The 25,250-nt window shown below is 68.4% G+C and carries 29 protein-coding genes; 11 read left to right on the top strand and 18 right to left on the bottom strand.

All coding sequences use genetic code 11. The annotated features are described in order from the left end of the window. The first annotated feature begins 11 nt into the window (after positions 1 to 11). Positions 12 to 1,361 (top strand): HD-GYP domain-containing protein, encoded by a 1,350-nt coding sequence (locus E0H75_RS25565; protein ID WP_238163271.1) that lies wholly within the window; start codon positions 12 to 14, stop codon positions 1,359 to 1,361. Further along, positions 1,358 to 2,641 carry an HD-GYP domain-containing protein gene (locus E0H75_RS25560; protein WP_238163270.1) on the top strand — a complete coding sequence of 428 codons (1,284 nt, stop codon included), beginning with the start codon at positions 1,358 to 1,360 and terminating at the stop codon, positions 2,639 to 2,641. The genes E0H75_RS25565 and E0H75_RS25560 overlap by 4 nt, the downstream gene beginning before the upstream one ends. On the opposite strand, the gene E0H75_RS25555 is transcribed toward E0H75_RS25560, so the two are convergent. From E0H75_RS25555 to E0H75_RS25545, 3 genes are all read right to left on the bottom strand, one after another. Beyond that, positions 2,603 to 3,235: a DUF5317 domain-containing protein gene (locus E0H75_RS25555; protein WP_238163269.1), complete on the bottom strand. Its 633-nt coding sequence runs from the start codon at positions 3,233 to 3,235 to the stop codon at positions 2,603 to 2,605. The genes E0H75_RS25560 and E0H75_RS25555 overlap by 39 nt on opposite strands. A 129-nt stretch (positions 3,236 to 3,364) precedes the next feature. After that, entirely contained in the window at positions 3,365 to 5,017 is a 1,653-nt protein-coding gene (gene mctP, locus E0H75_RS25550; RefSeq protein WP_272948927.1) for a monocarboxylate uptake permease MctP, read from the bottom strand. Continuing rightward, entirely contained in the window at positions 5,014 to 5,295 is a 282-nt protein-coding gene (locus E0H75_RS25545; RefSeq protein ID WP_131516199.1) for a DUF3311 domain-containing protein, read from the bottom strand. The genes mctP and E0H75_RS25545 overlap by 4 nt, the downstream gene beginning before the upstream one ends. Positions 5,296 to 5,380: 85 nt before the next feature. Between E0H75_RS25545 and E0H75_RS25540 the strand changes: the two genes are divergently transcribed. Next, the gene (locus E0H75_RS25540; RefSeq protein ID WP_131516198.1) at positions 5,381 to 6,355 is read left to right on the top strand and encodes an endonuclease/exonuclease/phosphatase family protein; all 975 of its coding nucleotides are present in this window, start codon (positions 5,381 to 5,383) and stop codon (positions 6,353 to 6,355) included. On the opposite strand, the gene E0H75_RS25535 is transcribed toward E0H75_RS25540, so the two are convergent. Next, positions 6,352 to 7,260, bottom strand: coding sequence for a DUF2785 domain-containing protein (locus E0H75_RS25535; protein ID WP_131516197.1), 909 nt, complete (start codon positions 7,258 to 7,260; stop codon positions 6,352 to 6,354). The genes E0H75_RS25540 and E0H75_RS25535 overlap by 4 nt on opposite strands. Before the next feature lie 107 nt (positions 7,261 to 7,367). Here E0H75_RS25535 and E0H75_RS25530 point away from each other — a divergent pair, with 107 nt between their 5' ends. Beyond that, positions 7,368 to 8,846: a sensor histidine kinase gene (locus tag E0H75_RS25530; protein WP_131358464.1), complete on the top strand. Its 1,479-nt coding sequence runs from the start codon at positions 7,368 to 7,370 to the stop codon at positions 8,844 to 8,846. Between the two features lie 54 nt (positions 8,847 to 8,900). Here E0H75_RS25530 and E0H75_RS25525 read toward each other — a convergent pair whose 3' ends face one another. Continuing rightward, the gene (locus E0H75_RS25525) at positions 8,901 to 9,152 is read right to left on the bottom strand and encodes a WhiB family transcriptional regulator (protein ID WP_012922773.1); all 252 of its coding nucleotides are present in this window, start codon (positions 9,150 to 9,152) and stop codon (positions 8,901 to 8,903) included. 572 nt (positions 9,153 to 9,724) lie between these two features. Between E0H75_RS25525 and E0H75_RS25520 the strand changes: the two genes are divergently transcribed. Next, positions 9,725 to 10,003 carry a hypothetical protein gene (locus E0H75_RS25520; protein ID WP_131516196.1) on the top strand — a complete coding sequence of 93 codons (279 nt, stop codon included), beginning with the start codon at positions 9,725 to 9,727 and terminating at the stop codon, positions 10,001 to 10,003. Positions 10,004 to 10,005: 2 nt separating this feature from the next. Here E0H75_RS25520 and E0H75_RS25515 read toward each other — a convergent pair whose 3' ends face one another. The 8 genes from E0H75_RS25515 to E0H75_RS25480 all read right to left on the bottom strand — a co-directional run bounded on the left by E0H75_RS25515 (position 10,006) and on the right by E0H75_RS25480 (position 16,597). Next, the gene (locus tag E0H75_RS25515) at positions 10,006 to 10,794 is read right to left on the bottom strand and encodes an RNA polymerase sigma factor SigF (protein ID WP_131516195.1); all 789 of its coding nucleotides are present in this window, start codon (positions 10,792 to 10,794) and stop codon (positions 10,006 to 10,008) included. Then, positions 10,791 to 11,183 carry an ATP-binding protein gene (locus E0H75_RS25510; RefSeq protein WP_131358455.1) on the bottom strand — a complete coding sequence of 131 codons (393 nt, stop codon included), beginning with the start codon at positions 11,181 to 11,183 and terminating at the stop codon, positions 10,791 to 10,793. Before E0H75_RS25510 ends, E0H75_RS25515 begins: the two co-directional genes overlap by 4 nt. A 121-nt stretch (positions 11,184 to 11,304) precedes the next feature. Continuing rightward, entirely contained in the window at positions 11,305 to 12,075 is a 771-nt protein-coding gene (locus E0H75_RS25505; RefSeq protein ID WP_475009190.1) for an amino acid ABC transporter ATP-binding protein, read from the bottom strand. A 47-nt stretch (positions 12,076 to 12,122) separates the two neighbouring features. Continuing rightward, positions 12,123 to 13,085 carry an amino acid ABC transporter permease gene (locus E0H75_RS25500; protein WP_131516193.1) on the bottom strand — a complete coding sequence of 321 codons (963 nt, stop codon included), beginning with the start codon at positions 13,083 to 13,085 and terminating at the stop codon, positions 12,123 to 12,125. 6 nt (positions 13,086 to 13,091) lie between these two features. Beyond that, entirely contained in the window at positions 13,092 to 13,994 is a 903-nt protein-coding gene (locus tag E0H75_RS25495) for an ABC transporter substrate-binding protein (protein ID WP_131516192.1), read from the bottom strand. Positions 13,995 to 14,166: 172 nt separating this feature from the next. Continuing rightward, on the bottom strand, positions 14,167 to 14,919 hold the full coding sequence (locus tag E0H75_RS25490; RefSeq protein WP_131516191.1) for an amino acid ABC transporter ATP-binding protein: 753 nt from the start codon (positions 14,917 to 14,919) through the stop codon (positions 14,167 to 14,169). Next, positions 14,919 to 15,740 carry an amino acid ABC transporter permease gene (locus tag E0H75_RS25485; RefSeq protein WP_131516190.1) on the bottom strand — a complete coding sequence of 274 codons (822 nt, stop codon included), beginning with the start codon at positions 15,738 to 15,740 and terminating at the stop codon, positions 14,919 to 14,921. Before E0H75_RS25485 ends, E0H75_RS25490 begins: the two co-directional genes overlap by 1 nt. Before the next feature lie 11 nt (positions 15,741 to 15,751). Then, positions 15,752 to 16,597: an ABC transporter substrate-binding protein gene (locus E0H75_RS25480; protein ID WP_131516189.1), complete on the bottom strand. Its 846-nt coding sequence runs from the start codon at positions 16,595 to 16,597 to the stop codon at positions 15,752 to 15,754. Between the two features lie 205 nt (positions 16,598 to 16,802). Between E0H75_RS25480 and E0H75_RS25475 the strand changes: the two genes are divergently transcribed. Continuing rightward, on the top strand, positions 16,803 to 17,999 hold the full coding sequence (locus E0H75_RS25475; RefSeq protein ID WP_131516188.1) for an NAD(P)-dependent malic enzyme: 1,197 nt from the start codon (positions 16,803 to 16,805) through the stop codon (positions 17,997 to 17,999). Here E0H75_RS25475 and E0H75_RS25470 read toward each other — a convergent pair. Both E0H75_RS25470 and E0H75_RS25465 read right to left on the bottom strand, forming a co-directional pair. Then, entirely contained in the window at positions 17,903 to 18,712 is an 810-nt protein-coding gene (locus E0H75_RS25470; protein ID WP_202873173.1) for an alpha/beta fold hydrolase, read from the bottom strand. The genes E0H75_RS25475 and E0H75_RS25470 overlap by 97 nt on opposite strands. A 40-nt stretch (positions 18,713 to 18,752) precedes the next feature. Beyond that, positions 18,753 to 20,105, bottom strand: a complete 1,353-nt coding sequence (locus E0H75_RS25465; protein WP_131516186.1) for a hypothetical protein — start codon at positions 20,103 to 20,105, stop codon at positions 18,753 to 18,755. A 109-nt stretch (positions 20,106 to 20,214) separates the two neighbouring features. Between E0H75_RS25465 and E0H75_RS25460 the strand changes: the two genes are divergently transcribed. The 4 genes from E0H75_RS25460 to E0H75_RS25445 all read left to right on the top strand — a co-directional run bounded on the left by E0H75_RS25460 (position 20,215) and on the right by E0H75_RS25445 (position 22,515). After that, positions 20,215 to 20,574, top strand: coding sequence for a MerR family transcriptional regulator (locus tag E0H75_RS25460; protein WP_238163268.1), 360 nt, complete (start codon positions 20,215 to 20,217; stop codon positions 20,572 to 20,574). A 22-nt stretch (positions 20,575 to 20,596) separates the two neighbouring features. Beyond that, entirely contained in the window at positions 20,597 to 21,565 is a 969-nt protein-coding gene (locus E0H75_RS25455; RefSeq protein ID WP_131516184.1) for a zinc-binding dehydrogenase, read from the top strand. After that, entirely contained in the window at positions 21,566 to 22,069 is a 504-nt protein-coding gene (locus E0H75_RS25450; RefSeq protein ID WP_131516183.1) for a GNAT family N-acetyltransferase, read from the top strand. It begins immediately after the preceding gene. A gap of 149 nt (positions 22,070 to 22,218) precedes the next feature. Next, a complete protein-coding gene (locus tag E0H75_RS25445) occupies positions 22,219 to 22,515 on the top strand; it encodes a WhiB family transcriptional regulator (RefSeq protein ID WP_131516182.1) in 297 nt (98 codons plus the stop codon). Positions 22,516 to 22,617: 102 nt separating this feature from the next. On the opposite strand, the gene E0H75_RS25440 is transcribed toward E0H75_RS25445, so the two are convergent. Then, positions 22,618 to 23,853 carry a sodium:proton exchanger gene (locus E0H75_RS25440; protein ID WP_131516181.1) on the bottom strand — a complete coding sequence of 412 codons (1,236 nt, stop codon included), beginning with the start codon at positions 23,851 to 23,853 and terminating at the stop codon, positions 22,618 to 22,620. A gap of 114 nt (positions 23,854 to 23,967) precedes the next feature. On the opposite strand from E0H75_RS25440, the gene E0H75_RS25435 reads away from it, so the two are divergent. Next, entirely contained in the window at positions 23,968 to 24,324 is a 357-nt protein-coding gene (locus tag E0H75_RS25435) for an ArsR/SmtB family transcription factor (RefSeq protein WP_131358415.1), read from the top strand. Here the strand turns inward: E0H75_RS25435 and E0H75_RS25430 are convergent. Then, on the bottom strand, positions 24,321 to 25,046 hold the full coding sequence (locus E0H75_RS25430; protein ID WP_131516180.1) for an AAA family ATPase: 726 nt from the start codon (positions 25,044 to 25,046) through the stop codon (positions 24,321 to 24,323). The two genes, E0H75_RS25435 and E0H75_RS25430, sit on opposite strands and share 4 nt — an antisense overlap. 26 nt (positions 25,047 to 25,072) lie before the next feature. Continuing rightward, positions 25,073 to 25,249: a DUF6104 family protein gene (locus E0H75_RS43190; RefSeq protein WP_165554028.1), complete on the bottom strand. Its 177-nt coding sequence runs from the start codon at positions 25,247 to 25,249 to the stop codon at positions 25,073 to 25,075. Position 25,250: the final 1 nt, after the last annotated feature.

The raw sequence follows: 25,250 nt of genomic DNA, 5'->3' as shown, positions 1-25,250 counted from the left end.
GTGGCGCCCCAGTGAGAGCTTCACTGCTACGAGCAGCGGTGGCCGTGGTTGCCGTGTCCGCTCTGGCGGTGCTCGTCGTGTCTCTTACTCAGATCACCTTCAGTCTCACCACTTTGGCACTTGCCCTACTCATGCTCCTTGGCGGGGCCCTGCGGTTCAAGGTCCTGCCCAACCATCCGGCTGCCCTCGATTCCGTGGCGTTGGTAGCCGTCTTCGTGATCGCGGGACCGTGGACAGCGGTCGCCGTGTCTGTGTTCGGGTATGTCGCACAGCTCCGGCAGCCGTCTCCCTTGGTCAAGCGCATCTTCAACCCGTCGTACCGCGTGCTCGCGGCCGGTGGTGGCGGTGCCGCCTATGCCCTGCTAGGTGGCCCTGTCGGATCCGAGGTCCTGGACGACATTCCGAGGACCGTCGTCGCGGCGATGGCCGGCACGATCGGCCATCAGTTGGCCAACGCACTGCTGCTCAGCCTGATCCTCTGGCTGGAGGGGCAGGTGCGGGTGGTCGACTTCCTCAAGTCGGTGATCGGGCCGACGTTCCTGCCGATGCTCGGGTACAGCGCTCTCGGCGTCCTGCTGGCGGTGACCTGGATCGGTGGTCTCGGCATCGCCTCGTGCCTGCTGGTAGTCGGGCCATTACTCGTTGTCCGTTGGGCGCTGTCGCAGTACCAGGCCGAACGAGCGGCCCAGGCGGCGACGATGCGAGCGTTCATCCAGGTCATCGAGACCAAGGACCTGTATACCCGCGGACACTCCGAGCGGGTCAGCGCCGGGGTCGGCATGCTCGGCCGCCAGTTGGGGCTGCCCGAGGACCGCCAGAACGCGCTGGAGCACGCCGGACTGCTGCACGACGTCGGCAAGGTCGGCGTACCGACTAGCATCATCCGCAAGCCCGGCAAGCTGGACGACGCGGAGATGGACGCGATCCGGCTGCACCCGGCCCGCGGGGTCGAGCTGATCGGCAACATCCCCTTCCTCGAAGAGGTCAAGTCGGCCGTCCTGCACCATCACGAGAAGTATGACGGCACCGGCTACCCGGCCGGCCTCAGCGGCACCCACATCCCGTTCTTCGCGCGCATCATCGGCATCGTCGACGCGTTCGACTGCCTCACCTCGACCCGGTCCTACCGGCCCGCCCGCAGTGTCGACGAGACGTTGGCGATCCTCGTCCAGGACAAGACCACCCACTTCGACCCCGAGTTGGTCGACGCGTTCGTCCAGGTCATCCAGACCCAGGGCTGGAGCGCCGCGGCCGCCGACCAGCCGGCACCCGACCAGAGCGTTCAGGTGAGCATCGACCACGACGATCTGAGTCTGGGCACCGGTGGCGGTGCGTCCGGCTCGGCAGCAGGCCCGGCATGAGCCAGGCCAAGGAGTTCGACGCTTTCGAAGCGCGGCGGCTGGGCAGCGGCGTGGTGCTGTCCGTCGCAGGTGGTGCGGTCGGCCTGGTCGCGTTGATCATCACGGCCAGGCAGGGCGTGACCGGCTGGCCTTTCGTCATCGTCTTCGGTCTGCTGATCGCGGTCGGCGAGATGGTGCAGTTCCGCGTCGACCCCAGCCGGAACCGGGCGCCGATCGCCACCAGCGCCTCGCTGGCCTACGTGATGCTCCGCGGACCGGCCGTCGGCGTTCCTCCGGAGGTCGCGCAGATCGTCGCCGTCACCGGCCTCGCGACGCTGGCCGGGATCTTCCCGCGGGCGATCGCCGGCCTGCCGTGGGATCTGGTCATCTCCAGCCGCAGAGTCCTCTCGGTCGCGTTCGCCGCGGTCACCTTCGAGCTCGTCACGCCGGACAGCCTGTACTGGAACGGGTCCTGGACCCACGCCGTACCGCTGACCGGTGCCATGTTGCTGGCGGTCCTGTCGGCCGGACTGACCGATGCTCTGGTGGGTGCCGGGCAGGACACCGAGCGATACAACCGGCCGTTCCCCGCGGCGCTTCGCGATGAGCTCGCGGTGATGGGACGGATCGGCCTGGCGATGGGGATCAGCGGCATGCTGCTGGCCGCGGGAACGTCGTTGATCGGTCTGTGGGCGGTGCCCCTGGTCGTGGTGCCGTTGTTGCTGACCCAGTTCGCGTTCCGGCGGTTCGCGTCGGCGCAGCGGACGTACCGGACCACGGTGCGCTCGATGGCCCGCAGTACTGAGATCGCGGGCTTCAGCAGTCCGGGTCAGAACGCGCGGACCGCGACCCTGGCAGTGGCCATCGGCAACGACCTTGGCCTGACCCCGGCGCGGATGGAGGCCTTGGAGTACGCCGCTCTGCTGTCCGGCGTAGGGCAGTTGGCGCTGGCGGACCCGAGCCCCGGCGGCGCGAGTCTGCTGCGGACGCGGGAGGAGCGCCAGCGGGCGGCGGAGATCGGAGCCTCCGTGATCGAGCGGTCCGGCGTGCTGGACCACGTCGCCGAGATCGTCCGGCACTCGAACGACCCGTACCGGCACGGTCGCGCGAGCAACGCCGACATCCCGTTGGAGAGCGGCATCGTGAATGTTGCCCTGGCCTACGAACAATTGGTGGGCGAGGGCAACGGACAGTCGCCGGCCAAGGCGATGGAGTCGATCGGGCTCGGGATCGGGGCGGAGTACGACCCGGTCGTGGTCGAATCACTCAGGCGCGTGATCGGCCGGGGCTTCCGCTTCTAGGCCGGTCCGCAGCACCCGCACGGCCGGGTGCAGGGGTGACGGCTCGAGGTCGTCCCACACCGGGGCGACGTCCGTGGGAATCCGGCCGGAGCCGCCCATTCCGGCGTACAGGAGTAGGCCGGCACCGGCCGCGATCAGCACGTCTCCGGCGCTGACAGCCTGTCCCAGGCCTGGAAGCGCCACGGGTACGACGTCGCCCAGCCAAGGCAACCTGGTCGCCGCATCGGCCAGTTCGTGGCGCGCATCGGTCACCACGGACGTACCGATCCCGGCGCGGGCCAAGGCGGCCGGCGACACCGGCATCGCGCCGTTCAGGGCGACGACGACCGCGTTCGCGAAGAAACCCAGCGCCAGCAGGCCGACGCCGGGATGCTTCAGGTTGAGCCGCAGGAACACGGCGATGCAGACCGCGGACCCGATCAGTCCGACCGGGTACGCCGTACCTCCGAAGAGCGAACCGAGGAGCTGGCCGATCGCGGCCGCGGCCAGCCAGTGCACGCCGGTCAGGGAGTTGTCCGCCAGTCGTCCGAAGTGTCCGCCGGTGGCGAGCGCGGCGAGGGCACCGAGCACCATGACGAGGAGGACCAGCAACACCCTCGCGATTCTGCCGTCCCGGCGGCCCGAATCCGGGCAAGCTGACCTCGCAGCGTGTCGACATGGCGGCATACAGTGACGGCGGCCCCAGCGGCCGGAGCCGATGAGACCGCCGTCGAGGGGTCCGCGCTAGGACTTGGCCGGCGACGCGCCGCCCTCGTCCAGGAGCTCGGGCAGGTCCTTCACGCCCGGGTCGCCACGGTCCGCGAGGTAGTCCGTCGGGTGCGTGGTGTCGTTGCCTTCCGGCACCTTGAGCGCCCGCAGGATGATCGTCAGCACGACCACGATGACCAGGTTCAACACGAACGCCGTCAGCGCGATGTAGGCCTGCTTGTCGGTGAACGGGATGTTCGCCAGCGAACCACCGAAGTGCTTCTTGGTCGCCGGGTTCACCACGTTGTAGGCCTCGACGGTGCCGAACACCATCGCGACCGCCCAGCCGGTGAGCAGCGCCCAGCGGTGGAACCACTTGGTGAACAGACCGATCACGATCGCCGGGAACGTCTGCAGGATCCAGATACCGCCGAGGAGTTGCAGGTTCAGCGCGATCGTCTTGTCCATCGCGAGTACGAACACCAGCGCACCCAGCTTCACCAGCAGCGACGCCAGCTTGGAGACCTTGGCCTCCTGGGCCGGCGTGGCGGCCGGCTTGATGAAGTCGCGGTAGATGTTGCGGGTGAACAGGTTCGCGGCCGCGATCGACATGATCGCCGCCGGCACCAGTGCCCCGACCGCGATCGCCGCGAACGCGATGCCGGCGAACCAGGACGGGAACTCCTGGTCGAACAGCCGCGGGATCGCCAGCTGCGGGTTGGCCAGCCCGTCCAGACCCTTCACATTTACGTTCGCCTTGATCGCCATGAAGCCGAGCAGAGCGAGCAGACCGAGCAGCAGCGAGTACGCCGGCAGGATCGCCGCGTTCCGCCGGACGATGTTGCGGTTCTTCGTCGACAGCACCGCGGTCACCGAGTGCGGGTACATGAACAGCGCCATCGCCGAACCCAGCGCGAGCGTCCAGTACGCCGAGAACCCGGACTCACCCGGGATGAACACGCCCACCGGCTTGCCCGTCGCCGGGTTGGTCGCGGTCAACTTGTCCTCGGCGGCACCGAAGATCGAGTGCCAGCCGCCCAGCTCGTGCGGCAGGTAGATGATCGCGACGCCGATCACCAGGTAGATCAGCCCGTCCTTGACGAACGCGATCATCGCCGGCGCCCGCAGACCGGACGAGTAGGTGTACGCCGCCAGGACCGCGAACGCGATCAGCAGCGGCAGGTCCTTAGCCAGCGTGTTGTTGCCGCCGAGGCCCATCGTCTCGAACACGGCCTGCATACCGACCAGCTGCAAGGCGATGTAGGGCATCGTCGCGAGGATGCCGGTGACCGCCACGGCCAGCGACAGCGCCTTGCTGCCGTACCGGCCACCGACGAAGTCTGCCGGGGTCACGTAGCCGTTGCGGTGCGACACCGACCACAGCCGGGACATGAAGATGAAGATGATCGGGTAGACCACGATCGTGTACGGCACCGCGAAGAAGCCGCTGATCGCACCGGTCGCGAACATCGCGGCCGGCACGGCGACGAAGGTGTACGCCGTGTAGAGGTCGCCACCGAGCAGGAACCAGGTGATGAACGTGCCGAAGCCACGGCCACCCAGACCCCACTCGTCGAGGGATTCCATGTGACCGGCACTGCGCCAGCGGGCGGCCATGAAGCCCATCACGGTGACGGCGCCGAAGATCACGATGACGATGATCAACTGCACCCAGTCGACGTTGTTCACCGGTCCGCCTCCTCATCCGCACCGTGCAGGTCCGGGTTCTTGAGCCCCTGGGCGGCCCGCCGCCGGCGTTCCTCCCGGCTCACCAGCTGGTAGCAGATGCTGACCAGGATCGCCGAGATGAAGACCCACATCAGCTGATACCAGTAGAAGAACGGGAAGCCCCACAGCCGGGGCTCATCCTTGGCGTAAGTGGAGACCAGGAGCGGTACGACGACCGCGACCGCCAGCAAAACGCCGGAGATCCAGTACGCGGGTCTGACCGCGGACAATCTGGACACAGCAAACCTCCTCGGGACACACAGCAGGCGCAACGGAGCACGCTACCGCTCGTCTGCACCACCGACTAGAGTTTCAGCGTGGTCCATGGATAACGAAAAGGCATGGTTGGTACGGCGGGTCGTGCTGTCCGTGCTCTTTGTCGTGGTGGTTGCCGTTCCGCTGTATCCGGAACTGTTCGGGCTCGATGCGGTCACGCCGTTCGCACAGCTGGTCGCGTTCCGTCCCCAAGGGCTCGTCGTGGTCCTGCTGCTCGGTCTGCTGATGCTGGTACGACGGGGCTGGCGCATAGCCGCCGTACTCGTGGTGGTGCTGGCGCTGACCGGCGGGGCGCTGACGGCACCGCGCCAGTTGTCCGATGCGCATCCGCCGGCCGATGGGACGCGGGAGCTCACCATCATGGTCGCGAACGTGCTCGGCGGTGGCGCGAACGCGGGCGAGGTGGCCGAGCTGATCCGGCAGCGTCAGCCCGACCTGGTGTCGTTGCCCGAGGCACAGGTCGACGTTCGCGAGGAGATCCGCGTGCAGCTGCAAGACCTGCAGTACAAGGGATTCACGCAACAGCCGTCGAAGGCGGTGGAGAGCGCCACCAGCGTTCTGGTCTCCGCGAAGCTCGGGGCGGTGCGGTTCGCCACGGAGCTCGGTACGGCGTTCGGGCACGTGATCGTGACCGGTGGGAATCTGGGCGACGTCCGGCTGATCGCGTACCACGGGTTCCCGCCGCTGCCGGACGCGATGCCGACCTGGAAACAGGACCTGCTCGTACTGCGGAACTGGTGCACTCAGGATCCGCCGACCGTCGTGGCCGGCGACTTCAACGCGACCCTCGACCATGCGGACTTCCGGCACGCCCTGGGCACCAACTGCCGGAGCGTCGGGCCATCGGTGGGCAGTGGCCTGCAGGGCACCTGGCCAGCGGATCAGCCGGCCGTGGTCCGCACGCAGATCGACCACGTGGTGGTGACCCGGTCGATCCAGCCCGGCCGCTTCTCGACGTACCCGATCGCAGGGACCGACCATCGCGCGGTGGTCGCGACGGTCGCCGTACCCAAGCCGGGTTAGGACCGCGGGTTGGCTGCCGGGCGGTAGATGTAGGGCTGGGAGGACTGGACCGCTTCGGTGAGCATCAGCAGCATGTCCGCGCGGGCCTCGATCGGGCGGCCGAACAGCTCGTCGTCGCCGGGGATCGGAAAGCCCTTCACACCGATCGCGAGCTGGCTCAGCAGCACGTGCAGGACACCGCGGGCGTTGAAGACCGGGGGAGTCGGCCACTCCGGCAGGGTCTCGTGCATCAGCGGCTGCTGGGCCGCCGTCGCCGCGACCGGCTTCAGCCAGCGCTCGAGCTCGTCACTGGTCAGCATGTTCCGGTGCAGGATCGTCATCACCGCGTGCGCGACCCGGTCGTGCTCCTCGTGCACCCAGCGGTACTGCGTGTCCTTGACGATCCGGTCCGCGAGGACGTCGAGCAGCGCACGCAGTACGCCGGCGTCGCAGTGCCGCGACCGCGCCAGCGCGCCGATAGCATCGGCGCCGTGGGCAACGGCATGCGCCCAGCCGCAGTCCGGCACGTATCCGCGCAGGTCGCGCTCCCGTAGCAGCCAGGTGGCCAGCCGGTCGCCCCAGCGCATCACCACCTCGTCGTGGACCAGGAACTCGGCGTTGTCGCGGTGGATCACCTCCGCCAGCGTCAGCGCGGTGAACGAGCGGCGGAAGACGGTGTCGGTGCCGTCCTCCCCGAGGCCGTAGGCGAGTCCGGCGCACAGGCCGTCACCGAAGCCCGGCAGCAGGTCGTCGTACACCCCGCGCTCCAGCCAGGTCGCGAGCGTCGGATACGCGAGGGCGTCACGGACCTGCGGGTTGGTACTGGCCAGGCCGCGGACGAGCTCCTCGGTGAGGTCGGTCAGCGCACGGTCGCCCGGTACCGCGTAGTCCGCGGCCATCACGTCCTGCCAGTACGTCGACTCCACCGAAGCATCCTTTCATCTGTGGTGCCTGATCAATCAACACCCATCTCCACCCACTTGTCGAGCGGACCACCCGAGGAGCTGGTATAAGCCATCGGTAGCATCGGGGCGTGCCGTCTCTGAGCGATGTGGCGCGGAACCACACGACCCTGGACCAGGCCGACCTGGACCGCCTGCAACTGCTCGTCTCGGACTGGCAGATGCTGGCCGACCTCTCGTTCGCCGACCTGGTGCTCTGGCTGCCCGACATCGAGGGCCTCGGGTTCTGGGCCGGGGCGCAGATGCGGCCGACCACCGGGCCGACGGCCTACCTGGACGACATCGTCGGCAGCTTCATCCCGCGCGGCCGCCGGCACCTGCTCGACCAGGCGTACGACGGCGGCCGGATCTGCCGCGAGGGCGACCCGGAGTGGCGCGACGACGTCCCGGTCCGGGTCGAGACGATCCCGGTCCGCCGGGGTACGAAGGTGATCGCGGTGATCGCCCGGAACACCAACCTGCTCGGCGTCCGCACCCCGTCCCGGCTCGAGATCGCCTACCTGCAGAGCGCCACCGACCTGGCCCGGATGATCAACGACGGCATCTTCCCGTACGGCGGGGAGCGGCTGCTGTCCACCACGCCCCGGGTCGGGGACGGCTGCATCCGGGTCGATCGGCACGGGATGGTGACGTTCGCCAGCCCGAACGCGTTGTCGGCGTACCGGCGGATGGGCCTGGTGACGGATCTGGTCGGGAGCCGGCTGAAGGAGGTCACCGGGGAACTGCTGCACAGCGGGCACAAGGTCGACGACGTGCTCGCGTCGGTGCTGACCGGGCGGGCGGCCAAGGAGATCGAGATCGAGAACTCCGACGCCACGCTGTTCCTCCGGGCCATCCCGCTGCGCGCCGACGGGCAGCACGTGGGCGCGTTGATCCTGCTTCGCGACGTGACGGAGCTGCGCAGCCGGGAGCGGGAGTTGGTCACCAAGGAGGCGACCATCCGGGAGATTCATCATCGCGTCAAGAACAACTTGCAGACCGTCGCCGCGTTACTCCGGATGCAGGGCCGGCGGATCAGCGTGCCGGAAGGTCAGGCCGCGCTGGCCGAGGCCGTCCGGCGGGTCGGGTCGATCGCCATCGTGCACGAGACGCTGTCGGAGTCGTTCGACGAGCATGTGGACTTCGACGACGTCGCGGACCGGGTGGCGGCAATGGTGGCCGACGTGTCGACCGTCGAGACGACCGTGGAGACGCGCCGATCGGGGAACTTCGGGGTGCTGGACTCCGAGATCGCGACGCCGCTGGCGATGGTGCTGACGGAATTGATGCAGAACTCGGTCGAGCACGCGTTCGGTACGCGGGACGGAGGCGAGGCGAGCGGGACGGTCGAGCTGGGCGCGGAGCGATCCGTCGGCCGGCTGCATGTGACCGTGGTGGACGACGGACAAGGCTTGCCGGCGAACTTCGACTCGGAGCTGTCCGGGAACCTCGGGCTGTCGATCGTCCGCACCCTGGTGATCGGGGAGCTGAACGGGACCCTCGAGTTCGGTCCTCGCCACGACGGCAAGCCCGGGACCCAGGTCACCCTGGACATCCCGGTGAAGGAATAGCGGGGGAAATCGAAAGGCCCCGCGGATCCCGCGGGGCCTGGCGTTCTGGGGGCTTCAGGCGGTGCGGATGCGGGCGCGGGCGTTGCGGCGCTTCAGAGCGCGGCGCTCGTCCTCGCTCAGACCGCCCCAGACACCGTGATCCTGGCCGGCTTCCAGCGCCCAGGCGAGGCACTGTTCACGCACGTCGCAGCGACGGCACACCTGCTTGGCCTCCTCGATCTGCATGATCGCGGGCCCGGTGTTGCCGATGGGGAAGAACAGTTCCGGGTCCTCATCGAGGCAAACGGCCCGGTGGCGCCAATCCATGGCGGATCCCATCTCTCTCAGTAGTGGTCGTACGCTGTCGGGTAGGTCTGTGCCCGATCAGCAGTGCTGTACTCGTGATGCTTCTCGCACGGGGGGTTCGTGGTGCGAGGTGCGTGTTGTGAACGTTTTCACGAACGAGACCATGTTCCCAATCTCAGGTGAGTGAAACAAGGGTTCTGGAGTTGTCGATCAGATCACAACACTTCCTTAACACTACGAACCGGTCCGCAATGGCTCGCCCCGTCCGGTAGCCGGACGGAGAAACTCATCCGCAATCACCCGTTCACTGCAAGTAACCGATCCAACCGCTCATTGGTTACGCACAACCTCGAAGCCCTTGTGGGGCTGGGGTTCCGCGACCCGATCGGGCTCGCGGAAAGAGCAGGTGTTCGTCCCTTGCGCCCGAAGTGCTCCTCGGCATGGGGCACTAAGCTGGCGAGGTGCCGACCGACCCCCCAGCTGCCGCCGTACCGAGACCGCTCAAGCTAGCCGCGGCTGTGGTCGCTGCGGAAGGGTTTGTGCTCATCGTTCTGGGAATTGCCGAAGCATTTACGATCCATGGATCCCGGCTGGTGCTCGGACTGACCACCGCCGTCTTCTTCATCGCGTACGGCGCCGGCCTCGGTCTGGTGGCCCGTGGATTGTGGCGGGCCTCCACCTGGAGCCGTGGGCCGGCCGTGTTCGCGCAGCTGATCCAGCTGCTGGTCGCCTACAGCTTCTGGGGTGGGTCGACGAAGGCCGTTGCGGTCGCGCTGGCGCTCGCGGCGGCCGGCGTACTGATCGGGCTGTTCCAGAAGGCGTCGACCCTGGCGCTGGCGGACGACCCGACCAAGGACCGTCCGGTCCTGTAGCCCTACTCCTTCAGCAGGCCCGCCCGGAGTTCGGTCAGGGTGCGAGCCAGCAGGCGGGAGACGTGCATCTGGGAGATGCCGATCTCCTCGGCGATCTGGGACTGCGTCATCCCGCGGAAGAACCGCAGCGTCAGGATCCGCTTCTCCCGGGTGTCCAGCTGGGCCAGCAGCGGTTTCAGCGACTCCCGGTACTCCACGCTCTCGAGCGCCTCGTCCTCGCCGCCGAGACCGTCCAGCACCGTGGTGGCGTCCGCCTCGTTCTGGTCGGGAGCGTCCAGGGACAGGGTGTTGTACGCGTTCGCGGACTCCAGCCCCTCGATCACCAGATCCGGCGACAACCCGAGCCGCTCGGACAGCTCGGCGACCGTCGGCGCCCGGCCCAGCTCCTGGGTCAGCTCGGCGGTCGCGGCGGTCAGCGACAGCCGCAGCTCCTGCAGCCGCCGCGGCACCCGGATCGCCCAGCCCTTGTCCCGGAAGTACCGCTTGATCTCGCCCAGGATCGTCGGCGTCGCGTACGTCGAGAACTCCACACCCCGGTCGGAGTCGAAGCGGTCGATTGCTTTGATCAGGCCGATCGTGGCCACCTGGACCAGGTCGTCGTACGGCTCGCCGCGGTTGCGGAAGCGGCGGGCCAGGTGCTCCACCAGCGGCATGTGCAGCGCGACCAGGCCGTCCCGGGCCAGGGCGCGGCCGGGATCGCCCGCGGCCATCGCCCGGAACAGCTCCGCCGTCCGGGTGCGCAGGTCTGTAGGTTCCTGGGACTCGCCCCCCAGTGAGCGGTCGTCGGTCACGCCTTCTCCGCGGCGGTGGCGGTTGCCGTCACGGTGATGGTGAGCCGGCCGTCGATGGTCTCGGCCGCCGCGGACTCGACCAGCGCTGTCAGCACGGTCCAGCCGAACGACGACGTGTCCGGCCGCCAGCCGTTCGGTACGACGGCGCTGGTCCGGACGGTGAGCTGCGGCGGGTCGATCTCGAAGACGCAGTCCAGTACGCCGTCGGAGGCCTGCGGCAGCAGTAGGGCGCACGCCTCGTCGACGGCGATCCGCAGGTCGTCGATCGCGTCCACGGTGAAGTCGTTGCGAGCCGCCAGGTTGCCGACCACCGACCGCGGCACGGCGATGTAGGCACTGTCCGCCGGGATACTCAGTCGGACCTCGGCGGATCGTCCGGTGCTGCTCACACTGCCTCCCTCGTGTCCGGCGGCCGCTCGGCTCACCATGCCGTACATCTTCCACGCTCGCAGCGGTTGATGCACGGCGAAAGGGCCGGCCCGGTGCACGAGCCGGCCCTCCGCGCAGGCATCACGGGTGGTCGTGTTCGGAGTGCAGCCGGGTCAGGAAGGTCTTGGTGCGCTGGTGTTGCGGGTTCCCGAGCACCTCACGCGGCCTGCCGGCCTCGACCACCACGCCGGCATCCATGAACACGACGGTGTCGGCCACGTCGCGGGCGAACGACATCTCGTGGGTGACGACGATCATCGTCATCCCTTCGTCCGCCAGCTCACGGATCACCGCGAGCACCTCGCCGACCAGTTCCGGGTCGAGCGCCGAGGTCGGCTCGTCGAACAGCATCAGCTTCGGCTGCATGGCCAGCGCCCGCGCGATCGCCACCCGCTGCTGCTGACCGCCGGACAGTTGCGCCGGGTACGCCGTACAGCGGTCGCCGAGGCCGACCCGGTCGAGCAGTGCCTGGGCCCGGACCCGGGACTCCTTCTTGCCCTCGCCCTTGACCTGGACCGGGGCTTCCATCACGTTCTCGATCGCGGTCATGTGCGGGAACAGGTTGAACCGCTGGAAGACCATGCCGATCTCGCGGCGCTGGGCCGCGATCTGCTTGTTCTTCAGGCGATACAGCCGCCCGTCGCGGTCGTCGTACCCCATCAGCCGGCCGTCGACCCAGATCCGGCCGCCGTCGATCGTCTCCAGCTGGTTGATGCAGCGCAGGAACGTCGTCTTGCCGGACCCGGACGGCCCGAGCAGGCAGACCACCTGACCGCGGTCGACATCCAGGTCGATGCCCTTGAGCACCTCGTTGTGATGGAACGACTTGGTCACGTTGACCGCGTGCACCAAGCGCTCGGTCCGGGGCTGTGCCGTCTCAGCGGCGGCCGCGGCCGTCATCACGCACCACCCGCACCGGCCGGGCGGGCCGCCCGCGGTGCCTTGTTCCCGAAGCCGCGACCGAAATGCCGCTCGAGGAAGTACTGGCCGACCATCAGGACGCTCGTCACGGCCAGGTAGTACAGCGCGGCGGCGACGGCGATCGGGAACGTCTTGTAGTACGTGCTCCCGATCGACTGCAGCTGGTAGAACAGCTCGCCGATCACCGGCACCGCGACCAGCAGCGAGGTGTCCTTCAGCATCGCGATCGTCTCGTTGCCGGTCGGCGGCACGATCACCCGCATCGCCTGCGGCAGCACCACCCGGCGCATCACCTTGCCACTGCTCATCCCGAGCGCCTCGGCGGCCTCGGCCTGGCCCTTGTCCACGCTGAGGATGCCGGCCCGGGCGATCTCGGCCATGTACGCCGCCTCGGACAGCCCGAGGCCGATCACACCGGCGACCAGGCCGGTGAAGATCTGGTTCGCGTCCAGGGTGAACAGCCGCCAGTCACCCGAGAACCCGAGCCACTCGATGATCTTCCAGTCGAACGGCACCCCGAACGCGACGCCGTCCTGGAACAGGATGCCCAGCGTGCCCATCGTGAACAGCAGGATGTACCGCGGGATGCTGCGGAAGAACCAGGTGAACAGCCAGGCCACCCCGGCCAGGATCGGGTTGTCGGACAGCCGCATCACGGCCAGCAGGACGCCGCCGCCCACGCCGACGATCATCGACAGCGCGGTGACCAGCAGCGTGCCCTTCAGGAAGCCGTTGATGACCTGCGACTGGTTCATCGCCTCGAAGACGAAGCTCCACTCGAACGCCTTGTTGGTCACCAGCAGGTGCACCAGCATCGCGGCCAGAACGGCGATCACGGCGATCGCGACCCAGCGCCCGGGATGCCGGACCGGGACGGCGTCGATCCGCCCCGGCCGATCGGACGCAGGCTCGGCCTGCCGTGTCTGGGTATCAGTAGCCATGTCGGCTCACGGGTTGACGGCGAAGTCGGAGATCGCGCCCGAGTCGTTGTTCCACTTGGTCAGCGTGGTCTTGTAGGTGCCCTCGGACTCGAGCGCCTTCAGGGCCTGGACGATCGCGTCGGCGAACTCGGTCTGCGCCTTCGGAACGACATAGCCGTACGGCGCCGCGTCGTAGATGTCACCGAGTTGCTCGAGCTGTCCCTTGGTCTGCTGGATCGCGTACAGCACGACCGGCGAGTCGGCCAGCATCGCGTCGGCCTTGCCGGAGGCCAGATCCGCGGTCGACTGGTCCTGCTTGTCCCGCGGCAGCGTCTTGATCGCCGGCTTGCCCTCGGCCTTGCACTTGGCCTGGCGCTTGGGCAGGTCGTCCTGCTCCTGCGTCGTACCCTTCTGGACCGCGATGGTCTTGCCGCAGGCATCGTCTGCGTTGATGCCCTTCGGGTTGCCCTTCGCGGTCGCCCACAGGGTGCCGGCGTTGAAGTAGCTGACCATGTTGACCTGCTGCTTGCGCTTGTCGTTGATCGTGAACGACGAGACGCCGACGTCGTACTTGCCGCCCTGGACACCGGTGATGATGGTGTCGAAGCTGGCCGGCTGCCACTCGACCGTGACGCCGAACTTCTGCGCCACCGCGTTGAACAGGTCGACGTCCATCCCGACCACGGTCTTGCCGCCCTGCAGGGACTCGTTCGGCGGGTAGCTGGCGTCCACGCCGACCACGATCTTGCCGGCGGACTTGATCTTGGCCGGCAGTGAACCGCTCAGGTCGGGTCCACCACTGGACGGCGCGCTCGACGGGGCGCTGCTCGGTGCGCTGCCGGCACCGCTGTCGAGCGAGTCAGAGCCACATCCGGCGGCCGCGAGAACCAGGACGCCGGACAACACGAGCGTCCTACGCAGGACAGACATCTAGTCCTCCAAAGCTGGGTGCCGGACGGGCCCGGCGCCATGTGTCCGCATCTTGACACAGGCCGATGGCCGGGGCGCACCGAAGGGGGGCCAATGGAGACCTATTCGTAGTTCTGGCCCGCTGTCGCGCTGCGGCCCGTCGAACAGCCGGGCACGCAGCGTGACAATTCGGTCAGGTCGGCTCGACGTGGGTCGGGTCGAGCACCCGGCGCAGGAACGTCCGGGTGCGTTCCTCCCGCGGGTCGCCGATGACGTCGGCCGGCGGCCCCTGCTCGACGATGACGCCGCCGTCCATGAACGCGACCCGGTCCGCGACCTCGCGGGCGAACGCCATCTCGTGGGTGACGACGAGCATCGTCATCCCCTCGAGCGCGAGTTTGCGCATCACGGTGAGGACGTCGCCGACGAGTTCGGGGTCGAGCGCCGACGTCGGCTCGTCGAACAGCATCAGCGCCGGATCCATCGACAGCGCCCGGGCGATCGCCACCCGCTGCTGCTGACCGCCGGACAGTTGCGCCGGGAAGGCGTCGATCTTGTCGCTCAGGCCGACCCGCTCCAGGTTGGCCCGGGCGACCCGGTCCGCCTCGGCGGGACTGCGCTTCAGCACCGTCCGCTGGGCGATCGTGCAGTTGGCCAGCGCGGACAGGTGCGGGAACAGGTTGAACTGCTGGAACACCATGCCGATCTGCTGCCGCGCGGCGTCCAGGTGGCAGTCCGGGTCGGTGATGTCCTCACCACGCACGAACACCTGTCCCTGCTGGGGTTTCTCCAGCAGGTTCACACACCGCAGCAGCGTCGACTTGCCCGAACCGGACGGCCCGATCACACAGACGACCTCGCCCTGCTCGACCGAGAAGTCGATGCCGCGCAGGACGTGGTTGCTGCCGAAGGATTTGTGCAGGTTCTTGATCTCGACGAGTGCCATCAGCGCGTCCTCTCAGTCCTGGCTTCGAGCCGGCGGACCAGGATGCCGAGTGGCAGCGTGATCAGTAGATAGCAGAAGCCGGCCGTGACGAGCGGCGTCAGGTTGGCCTCGGTGTTGGCCAGGTCGCGGCCGAAGCCGGTCAGCTCGTAGCCGTCCGCGGCCACACCGATCATGAACACCAGCGACGAGTCCTTGACCAGCAGGATCAGGTCGTTGGTCAACGGCGGCAGCACGATCCGGAACGCCTGTGGCAGCACGATCTTGCGGGTCGCCAGTCCGGCCGGCATCCCGAGCGAGCGGGCCGCCTCGACCTGTCCCTTCGGCACCGCCTGGATGCCGGCCCGGATCACCTCGGCCATGTACGCCGACGCGACGATCCCGAGCGCCAGCCAGACCACGCCGTACGGGTCCCAGGGAATCGTCATGCCCTCGAACGCCAGCGGCAGCAGGCTGAACGCGATGAACACCACGATCGCCGGCAGGCCCCGGAAGAACTCGATGTAGGCGGTCGCGATCCACCGGTACGGCCCGACCTGACTCAGCTTCATCAGCGCCAGTACGGTGCCGCCGACCAGACCGATCACGAACGCGCCGGCGGTGTACTCCAGCGTCTTGACCAGTGCGGTGAGAAGCCCGTTCTGGAAGGCCTCCTTGATGAACTGCGGCTTGAAGAAGACGCTGACGATCTGGCCCCAGTCCGCGCTGACCGCGGCGATCAGGACGAGAACGACGAGGACGGCGTACTGGATCCCGCGGGAGCGGCGAGCCCGTTGCCGCGGGCTCAACCCCTTCCGCTCAACGGTTTCGGTGGCAGAGGTCATGTCCTGTCGGCTCACTTCTTCGGCTCGACCCCGAACCACTTCTTGTAGATCTCGTTGTACTTGCCGTCCGACTTCGCCGTGGTCAGCAGGCTGTTGAACTTCTCCACCAGCTTCGGTCCGCTGCCGTCCTTGAGGGCGGCGAAGCCGTAGTGCTCACCGGTGTCGAACTCGGCCACCACGGCCATGTCCGGGTTGTCCTTGAGGAAGTCGTACAGCAGGCCGTTGTCGTTGATCGCGGCGGCGACCCGGCCGGACTTCACGTTGTTCTCCTGCAAGGCCGAGTCGGGGAACGGGATCACCTTGTAGCCGTACTTGTCCTTGTTCTCGACGGCGTACTTGTGGCCGGTCGTGTCCGCCTGGGAACCGAGGATCTTGCCGCGCAGGTCCTCCAGGCCCTTGATGCCGGAGTCCTTCTTGGCCATCAGCACCTGGGTGGCGTCCATGTACGGGTCGGTGATACTGATCGCGGCCTGCCGCTCCGGCGTGATCGTCATCGCGCCCATGCCCATGTCGCACTTCTTCGCCTTGAACGCGGCGCCCGAGGTGACCTGCGCCCACTCGATGTTCACCACCTCCTGCTCCAGGCCGAGGTCCTGGGCGACCAGGTCGAGCAGGTCGACGTCGAAGCCGACGACCTTGTTGCCGTCCTTGTACTGGAAGGGCTTGTACGGCAGGTGGGTGCAGACAGTGAACTTGCCGGGCTTGACCAGCGTGATGCCGGCCGCCTTCGCCTTGTCCTCGGATCCACCGGCGCCCGAGTCGTCGCTGCCACAGGCGGCGAGCGCGAGCGCGAGGACGGCGACCGTGGTGGTGGCGGCTGTCAGGCGGCTCCTGCGGAGGGTGGAGACGATGTTCATCGCGAATTCTCCTCGACATGGTGGGGGAAACCGCATCCTGACACAACAGGCAGTCCGGCGCCCGGGGTTCGTCTCGGAGCGAGACTGGATCGTCACCGGATGTGGGACCCCTCACAGCAGACCAGTAGGCCATGTGGTTTACTCGTGCGCACGGGCGATCCCCTGTTGTCGAACACTTCCACCCACGTTCTGCGAAAGGGCCCTGATGGTCGCCCAGCCATTTTCACCAGAGGTTTCCGACCCGTACGCCGGTGACGCCGTCTTCGAACTGCATCGCGGTGGCAAGATCGAGGTCACCTCGTCCGTGCACGTCCGCGACGCCGCGGACCTGTCCAAGGCCTACACCCCGGGTGTCGCCCGCGTCTGCACCGCGATCGCCGAGAACCCCGCGCTGGTACGGCGCTACACCTGGAAGTCCAACGTGGTCGCGGTCGTCACCGACGGCACCGCCGTCCTCGGGCTCGGTGACATCGGGCCGGCCGCCTCGCTGCCGGTGATGGAGGGCAAAGCCCTGCTGTTCAAGGAGTTCGGCGGCGTCGACTCGGTGCCGATCGCCCTCGACTGCACCGACGTGGACGACTTCGTCGAGACCGTGGTCCGGCTGGCTCCGACGTTCGGCGGCATCAACCTGGAGGACATCTCCGCGCCGCGCTGCTTCGAGATCGAGCGCCGGCTGAAGGAACGCCTGGACATCCCGGTCTTCCACGACGACCAGCACGGTACGGCGGTCGTCGTACTGGCCGCGCTGCGGAACGCGTTGCGGGTCACGGACAAGTCGATCAGCGACATCCGCGTGGTCATCTCCGGTGCGGGCGCGGCCGGGGTCGCGTGTGCGCGAATCCTTTTGCAGGCAGGGGTTGGCGACCTCGCGGTGGTCGACAGCAAGGGTGTGCTGCACGAGGACCGCGCCGACCTGAACCCGGTGAAGCTGTCGCTGGCCCGCGACACCAACACCGGTGGGCTTTCCGGTCGCCTGGTGGACGCGCTGGACGGTGCCGATGTGTTCCTCGGCGTCTCCGGCGGGACTGTACCGGAGGAGGCCATCGCCCGGATGGCGCCGGGGTCGATGATCTTCGCGCTGGCGAACCCGAACCCCGAGGTGCACCCGGACATCGCGCACCGGCATGCCGCCGTGGTCGCGACCGGCCGCTCGGACTTCCCGAACCAGATCAACAACGTGCTCGCGTTCCCCGGCATCTTCCGCGGCGCCTTCGACGCCAACGCGTCCCGTATCACCGAGGGCATGAAGCTCGCCGCCGCCGAGGCCCTGGCCGGCCTCATCTCCGCCGACGACCTCCGCCCCGACTACATCATCCCGTCTCCGTTCGACCCCCGCGTCGCCCCAGCCGTCGCCACCGCGGTCGCAGCATCCGCCGAATCCGACGGAGTCGCGCGGTCCTGATCGTCGAGGAAGCCCCGCACCAGGCCGATCCAGCGCTGCGGGGCTTCCACGAACGGCAGATGCCCGGAGGCCAGTTCGACGTACTCCGCCTGATGGACGCCGTCGGCAACCTCCCGGTGGTGGTGCGGTGTCACCAGGTTGTCCTGGGTCGTCGAGATCACCAGCGTGCGGACGGCGATCCTCGCCAGATCCGCGCGTACGTCGACGACGTCGATCAGGTCGAGGTGGTCCGGCGTCCCCGGCGGGACGACCGTGGCGCTCAGCGACCCGGCCAACTCGTCCGCACCGAGGCGATCCAGCGTCGGTGTGCCGATGCCGACCAGATGGACGAACGCCGCGAGCTGTTCCGGATCGCCGGACAGCAGCTCACGCCAGAGTTCGACCAGCATCGTCATGCGCGGGTTGGGCCGAGCGAAGGGTGCGGTCAGGACGAGCCCGCTCACGCGATCCGGATGCCGGGTGGCGGCACGGATCGCGATCGCGGTACCCAGCGAATAGCCGACGATCGCGAACCGGTCATGTCCCTCGGCAGCCGCGACGAGTTCGTCGGCGAGGCCGTCAAGGGTGAGCGGAACGGAGCGCCGGGGTGCACTGCCGGTTCCGGGGAGATCCACGCCGATGACAGTGTGGTCGGCGGACAGGTCCTCGATGAGGCCGGCGTAGTTGGCCTCGATACCGCCGCCCGCACCGTGGGCAAGTAGGACTGTGGTCATGCCCCGGAGGCTAAGCTCCGACATCGGTGTGAGAGTCAAGTCAGCTGCGGACGATCATGCGGGTCCACCACTGGGCGGCTTGGTTGAGCATGGGGATGTCGTGGCCGCCGGACTGGACGTAGCCGGTCATGGCCAGGCGGGAGTAGACCGCTGACATGGTGCCGCGGCCGGAGCCGTCGTACCAGCCGCCTCGGCGGATGGCGTCGTCACCCGTGCCGGGGAACGTGGTGCGGTCCAGGTCGAGCCAGGGGAAGTCGGCGGGGACCGCGAGCTGGGTGGCCTCGATGAACCGGTGTGAGTACGCGATCTTCGAGTCCAGCCCGTGCCAGAACTGTCCCGGAGCGAGCACGCTGCGCGGGGGAGTGCCACGCCAGTACGACGCCAGCCAGGCGGCCGACTGCGGCACCTTGACCCGGTTGTCCCGGACCGCCTTCAACGCCGTACCCAGCTGGGCGATCGCGTTCGGGGACCAGCCGTAGGTGATCAGGTACGGCTGCTCGCCGGTCTCCTCGCCGATCACGTACTTCGCGCCGTCCAGCGGGAAGCCCGCGGGAGCGCCGGCGTAGATCAGGTCCGGGTCGATCTGGGTCGTGCCGAGCAGGTGCCGCGTCCCGGAGGCGGCGGCGTTGTTGTAGCTGGCGGTGTGGAACCGGCCGTAGCCGGTGGCGAGTGCCCGGACGGCGGCGTACTGGTCGAGTGAGAGCATCGACGGCGCCCAGTGCTCGACGTCCCAGGTGCCCATGTTGCCGTCGTCACCGGCGACGAAGTGCGGGAAGGCCCCGACATACCGGTCGTTGTGGAACGACGAGACGGCCTCTTCGCTGGTGTACTGCAGCGCCGCGACGCGGTCCAGCATCCCCCGGGCCGCGGCGTCGGCGGACTGGATCCGGGACAGGTCGCCGGGCCGGTGCTCGACGTACTCGGCGTAGTCGACCAGCAGCTCAGCGCGTCCCGTCAACGTACGGATGTCGCCGGTCCGCAGCACCTTGTCGGGCTGAGTGGCGTACAGGTCGAGGAGCGCGGTCACGAAGGTCTCCAGGTTGGCGCCCAACCGCGGATCGCTCTGGAGGTAAGGGCTTCGCAGGTACTGCAGGGCGAGATCCGTGCTCATCTGGCCCGGCTTTCGATCCAGGATGTAGTTGAGCAGTTCGTCGGCGGTCTGGCGTTGCTGCGGGTCGCCGGTGACGTCGTACATCGCCGCCAACGCTGCGTGCGCATGCGCCGCGCCCTCGAAGCCCGGCTCGGTGGCGACACCGTCGGCTGTGATCTGCAGGTAGGCGCCGGTGACTTGTGCGGTCGGCTCTGCCGGCTCAGCCGGCATGGCCGGGGCGGTCGTGGTCTGTCCGGTCAGCAGGACGGCGGTCAGGCCGGCGACCATCAGCGCGCGTAGCATCGGATCTCCTCAGGGGATTACGGTCATGGCCCTTATTGCCGATCCGGGGACAGGTTAAACTCCGACACGCATGTGAGGGTCGAGTCGTGGAGGTGGCGGCGCGGTGCGGATGGGCGAGATGGTGGCGCGGACCGGGGTCAGCGAGCGGTTGCTCCGGTACTACGAGGACCAGGGACTGCTGACGCCGGAGCGGCTGGCGAGTGGGTATCGGGAGTACGCCGAGAGCGACGTCGACGTGGTGGCCAGGATCCGGACCCTGCTCGCAGCCGGGTTGTCGACGGCGACGATCTCGCAGGTGTTGCCGTGTGTCACGGCCAAGCTGGAGCCGAGATGCGAGGTGCTCATCGACCAGTTGCACCAGGAGCGCGACCGGATCACCGCCTCGATCACCGCCCTCGAGGAATCCCGTCGCCTGCTCGACGGCGTTCTCTCCGCCCCGGTCGTGAATTCGGTAACTGACGCCGACTGAACCACTGACTAGGGTGGTACGCATGCTTGCTGCCTACACCGCCAAGTTCAACGCCGACGACCCGATCGCCGCCCTGGAGGTGGGGGAGTGCCCTGACCCGACGGTGCCCGAGGGGTGGGTGACGATCGACGTCCGGGCGACCGCGCTCAACCACCACGATCTGTGGTCGCTCAAGGGCGTCGGGCTGGCAGAGCAGAACCTGCCGATGATCCTCGGCTGCGACGCGGCCGGGATCGACCCGGACGGCAACGAGGTCGTCGTGCACGCGGTCATCTCCGATCCGGCGTGGAAGGGCGACGAGACGCTTGACCCGAAGCGGTCGCTGCTGAGTGAGCGCTACCAGGGCACGCTCGCCGAGAAGGTCGCCGTACCGGCTCGGAACGTCGTACCGAAGCCGGCCGGGCTGAGCTTCGAGCAGGCTGCCTGCCTGCCGACCGCGTGGCTCACGGCGTACCGGATGCTGTTCACGCAGTCGGGCCTGAAGCCGGGCGACACCGTGCTGGTGCAGGGCGCCGGCGGCGGCGTGGCGACCGCGCTGATCACGCTGGCGCGGGCGGCCGGGATCCGGGTCTGGGCGACCAGCCGGGACGAGGGGAAGCGGGCCAAGGCGCTCGAGATCGGCGCCCACGGCGCGTTCGAGTCCGGTGCACGGCTGCCGGAGCGGGTGGACGCGGTGATGGAGACGGTCGGGCAGGCGACCTGGTCGCACTCGCTGAAGTCGCTCAAGCAGGGCGGCACGATGGTGATCTCCGGCGCGACCAGCGGCCAGGCGCCGAAGTCGGCCGAGCTGAACCGGATCTTCTTCCTGCAGCTCAGGGTCCAGGGCTCGACGATGGGGACCCGGACCGAGCTGGCCGAGCTGCTCCAGTTCATGGCGAACGCCGGGATCTCGCCGCACATCGACTCGATCCTGCCGCTGGCCGACGCCCGCAAGGGCTTCACCAAGCTCAATGAAGGTGACGTCTTCGGCAAGATCGTCTTCACTGTCTAGGTGCAACCTCTCATCCGCCGCGCCGCCGTCGAGGACTCCGAGGCTGCCGCCTGGTGTCACCTGCTCTGCTGGCGCGAGGCGTACGCCGACCTTGTCCCGGCCGACCAACTGCTCGAGCAGACCAGCAACATCGACCGCCGGATCGACCGCTGGACGACGGCGGCCGAGAACGGATGGGTGCGCTGGATCGCGCTGAACCCGGACCCGGCGGCCGCGGTGGAGGACCGGGTGGTGGGCTTCGCGTCCGGCGGACCCGGGCGTGACGACGACGCCCCGACTCCGCTCGAGCTGCAGGCGATCTACACCCGTCAGAAGTGGTGGGGGACCGGGCTCGGCGCCCGGCTGCTGGAGCTTGCCATCGGCAAGGATCCGGCCAGCCTGTGGGTGTTCGAGGACAACCAGCGGGCTCGGTCGTTCTACCGGCGCAACGACTTCGTCGAGGACGGCGCCCGCAAGCACGATCCGTTCTTCGGCCTGATGGAGATCCGGATGGTCCGCCGCTGACGGGTGCCAACGGCACAGATGTGCCCAGCCGTGTTGCACAGCCGAAACACGCGCGTCGCGGTGAGGCAACGAGGCGGGCGCACTCTGGTCCTACCGCGGGAAACCCCCGCGGGTCGATCCGCCCGATCGATGAGGGACCAGGAGGGCCCATGAGGCCGACCTTGACGGTGATCGCCGACCCCGCCGACCGCTGGATGACCCGGGCCGCGTGCGTCGGCCAGGCCCCGGCGTACGACGAGTCCGCCACGCACTGGGAGCAGCGCCGCGCCCAGGCCGTCTGCCTGAACTCGTGCCCGGTGATCGACGAATGCCGTGAATGGGCCCGCCGGACCAAGTTCACCGGCACCGCGGCCGGCGAGAAGTTCCTCTCCGGCCGCCGCCGCGGCAAGCCCGGCCCCCAGGAACGCCGCCGCGACGCCCTCCCCGACCAGCAGCAGGCCAGCTGACGACCCCGTCTCCTGGGTCCGCCCATCAGACGGTGGGTTGGCCCACCGGAATCCGATGGGCCAACCCACCCTCTCGTAGGTCAGCCCAGCAGAGGTGCTTCGTCAGACCTGGACGAGCTCGTCGGCGCGCTCCGCGTCGACGGGCTTGTCCGTCTTCCGGAACGGCGAGGTCAACGTTGCCATCAGGTACCGCCGGTTGCGCGCTGCCGCCACGATCGCCAGCGCCAGGTAGATCCCGCTGATCACATACCGCCCGGTCTGACCCGGTACGGCGAACTGGATCGCGAACAGGCCCAGCAGCGTCCAGGCCGCCCAGCGCGGGAAGCGGAGACTCAGCAGTACGGCGATCCCGAGCAGCGTCTGCGTCGCGGTGAGCAGGAACTCCTCGATCTGCCGTCCGTCCAGGTGCAGCGCCACGGGGCCACCACCGATGCCGTACGCGATCGGGAGGCTGCCGATCAGCAGCGTCCACTGGTTCACCTTGGCCGAGATCAGCAGGCCGAGCGCGGCCGCGCCCTTGCCACGCCAGGCGAACAGCAGCGCGACGATGAACTCCGGTGCCTCCGAGGCCAGCGGAGCCAGCCACTGGACCAGCAGGAACTGGTCGATTCCCAGCGCGTGGCCGCCCTCGACCAGCGAGTCCGCGAACGGCTCCGCGGAGGCGAGGATCACCCCGGCCGAGACCAGGAACATCCCGATCACCGCGATCCGCCGCTGCACCGTCGGCAGCCCACCGATCGTTGCCGCCGGCCCGATCAGGTCCGGATCGTCGTCGTGCTCCGAGGTCGCCGCGCGGTACAGGTAGTAGGCGAAGAACGCGAGCAGCAGGATGCCGAGCACCAGGTGGATCTCGCCGGTCACCGGGATGACGAAGGCGACCACACCGGCGATGGCCAGGAAGCCCAGCTCGCGGCGGTACCCGGACTCGAGCACCAGCGCCTTGATCGACTGCCCGCTGCGCCGCGAGGCGACGTACAAGCTGAGCAGGACGACGCTGGACCAGCCGAGGCCGAGGAGCAACCGGTTCGAGCCGGTCATGTTGGCGGCGGCGAACTGGACGTAGTCCGGGTTGCTGCCCGCGGTGTGGGCGAAGTACAGGTCCACCGCGTACTCCGGGAGCACCGCGATGACCGCCAGCAGGGCGATCGCCAGACCACCCGAGATGTCCACTTCCGCGGCCTCGGCCGCCCAGGCCAGCACGAACGACGCGGCGACCACGGCGAGGCCGAAGATGAAGATCGACGGCAGGGCCGAGGGGTGTGTGCCGGTGAGCCGGAGGGCGACCGCGGGGATCGCCACCACGAGCAGCATCACCACAGGGCGGACGGCTCGGAACATGGTTCCAGCCTGCCACCGTTTTGATACTTTCGCAATTGCGAAAGTGTGAGACCGTCCTCACCTCGGCACGCCGGACTGCCCTCGGACCGTTCCAGCGGTCACAATGACTGCGCGATGACGACACCGTTCCCAGAACCCACGAAGGCCCAGCTGGAATCCGCCGCCGGCACCTTCGCGATGCTGTCCGCCCCGGTGCGGCTGCATCTGGTCTCACTGGCGGCTCAGGGCGAGTACGACGTCGGCACGCTGGCCGACCGCGTCGGCGTCAGTATCGCCACCGCCAGCCAGCACCTCGGCAAGCTCCGGCTGGCCGGCATCATCACCGCCCGCCGCGAAGGCCGCCGGCACATCTACACCGTCGACGACCCGCACGTCCTGAACCTGGTCGACCAGATCTTCGAGCACATCGCTCCGGACGGCACCCTGGCTCCCGACCCACCGCGCAGGACCCGGCCGCCACACGCGGACTAGAGAACGTGCCGCAGGTACTGCTCGGGGTGGCGCAGGTAGGCACGCCAGTTCTGCACGAGCTCGAGGTCTTCCCAGACCGTCTTCCGGATCCCCCAGTCGCCGGTCTCCAGGATCGTTGCCCCTGGCAAAGCGGCGATCACGGGGGAGTGGGTCGCACAGAGCACCTGCGATCCCGACTCGGCCAGCCGGTTGAGTACGCCGACCACGGCCAGGCTGCTGGAGAACGACAGGGCCGACTCCGGCTCGTCCAGGCAGTAGAACCCGCGCCGGATGAAGCGGTCGTTGATCAGCCTCAGGAAGCTCTCGCCGTGGCTCATCTCGTGGAAGGCCAGGTCCGCCGACCCCGAGGTGCGCGGATTGTCCTCCAGGTAGGTGTAGAACCCGTGCATGGTCTCGGCGCGGAGGAAGAAGCCGGCCCGCTTGCCACCGATGCCACGGGTCAGCAGGAGTTCGTCCGCCAGCGGTGACTCGGTCGCCCGGGTGGTCAGCCGGGCGCCGGTGGAGCCGCCTTCGGGCGACAGGCCGTACGCGACCGCGATCGCCTCGACCAGCGTGGACTTGCCGGTGCCGTTCTCGCCGACGAGGAACGTGACGCCGGGATCCAGGTCCAGACCGTCGGTCAGCAGTTGCCGTACTGCGGGAATGGTGTGCGGCCAGGGGCCGGACGAACGAACGCCCTCCGCTGCGGCGACCCGGCGTACGGGCTGCTCGGCGAAGGGCATTCGCTCACTCTAGAACAGCAGGGAGCTCAGTCGTCCTCGTCGTCGAGGCGGGCCAGCCAGGTGGCGAACCGCTCGATCGGGGTCTCGAACTCGGGGTTCAGGTCGACGAACTCGCGCAGCCGCTCGGCCACCCAGGCCAGCGTGACGTCTTCCTCGCCACGCCGGCCCTCGAGTTCCTCGATCCCTCGGTCGGTGAAGTACACG

It is taken from the genome of Kribbella capetownensis, from assembly GCF_004331485.1.
Taxonomy (GTDB): Bacteria; Actinomycetota; Actinomycetes; order Propionibacteriales; family Kribbellaceae; genus Kribbella; species Kribbella capetownensis.
Note: the sequence above shows the minus strand (reverse complement) of the source record. Positions and strands in the feature narration are given on the sequence as shown.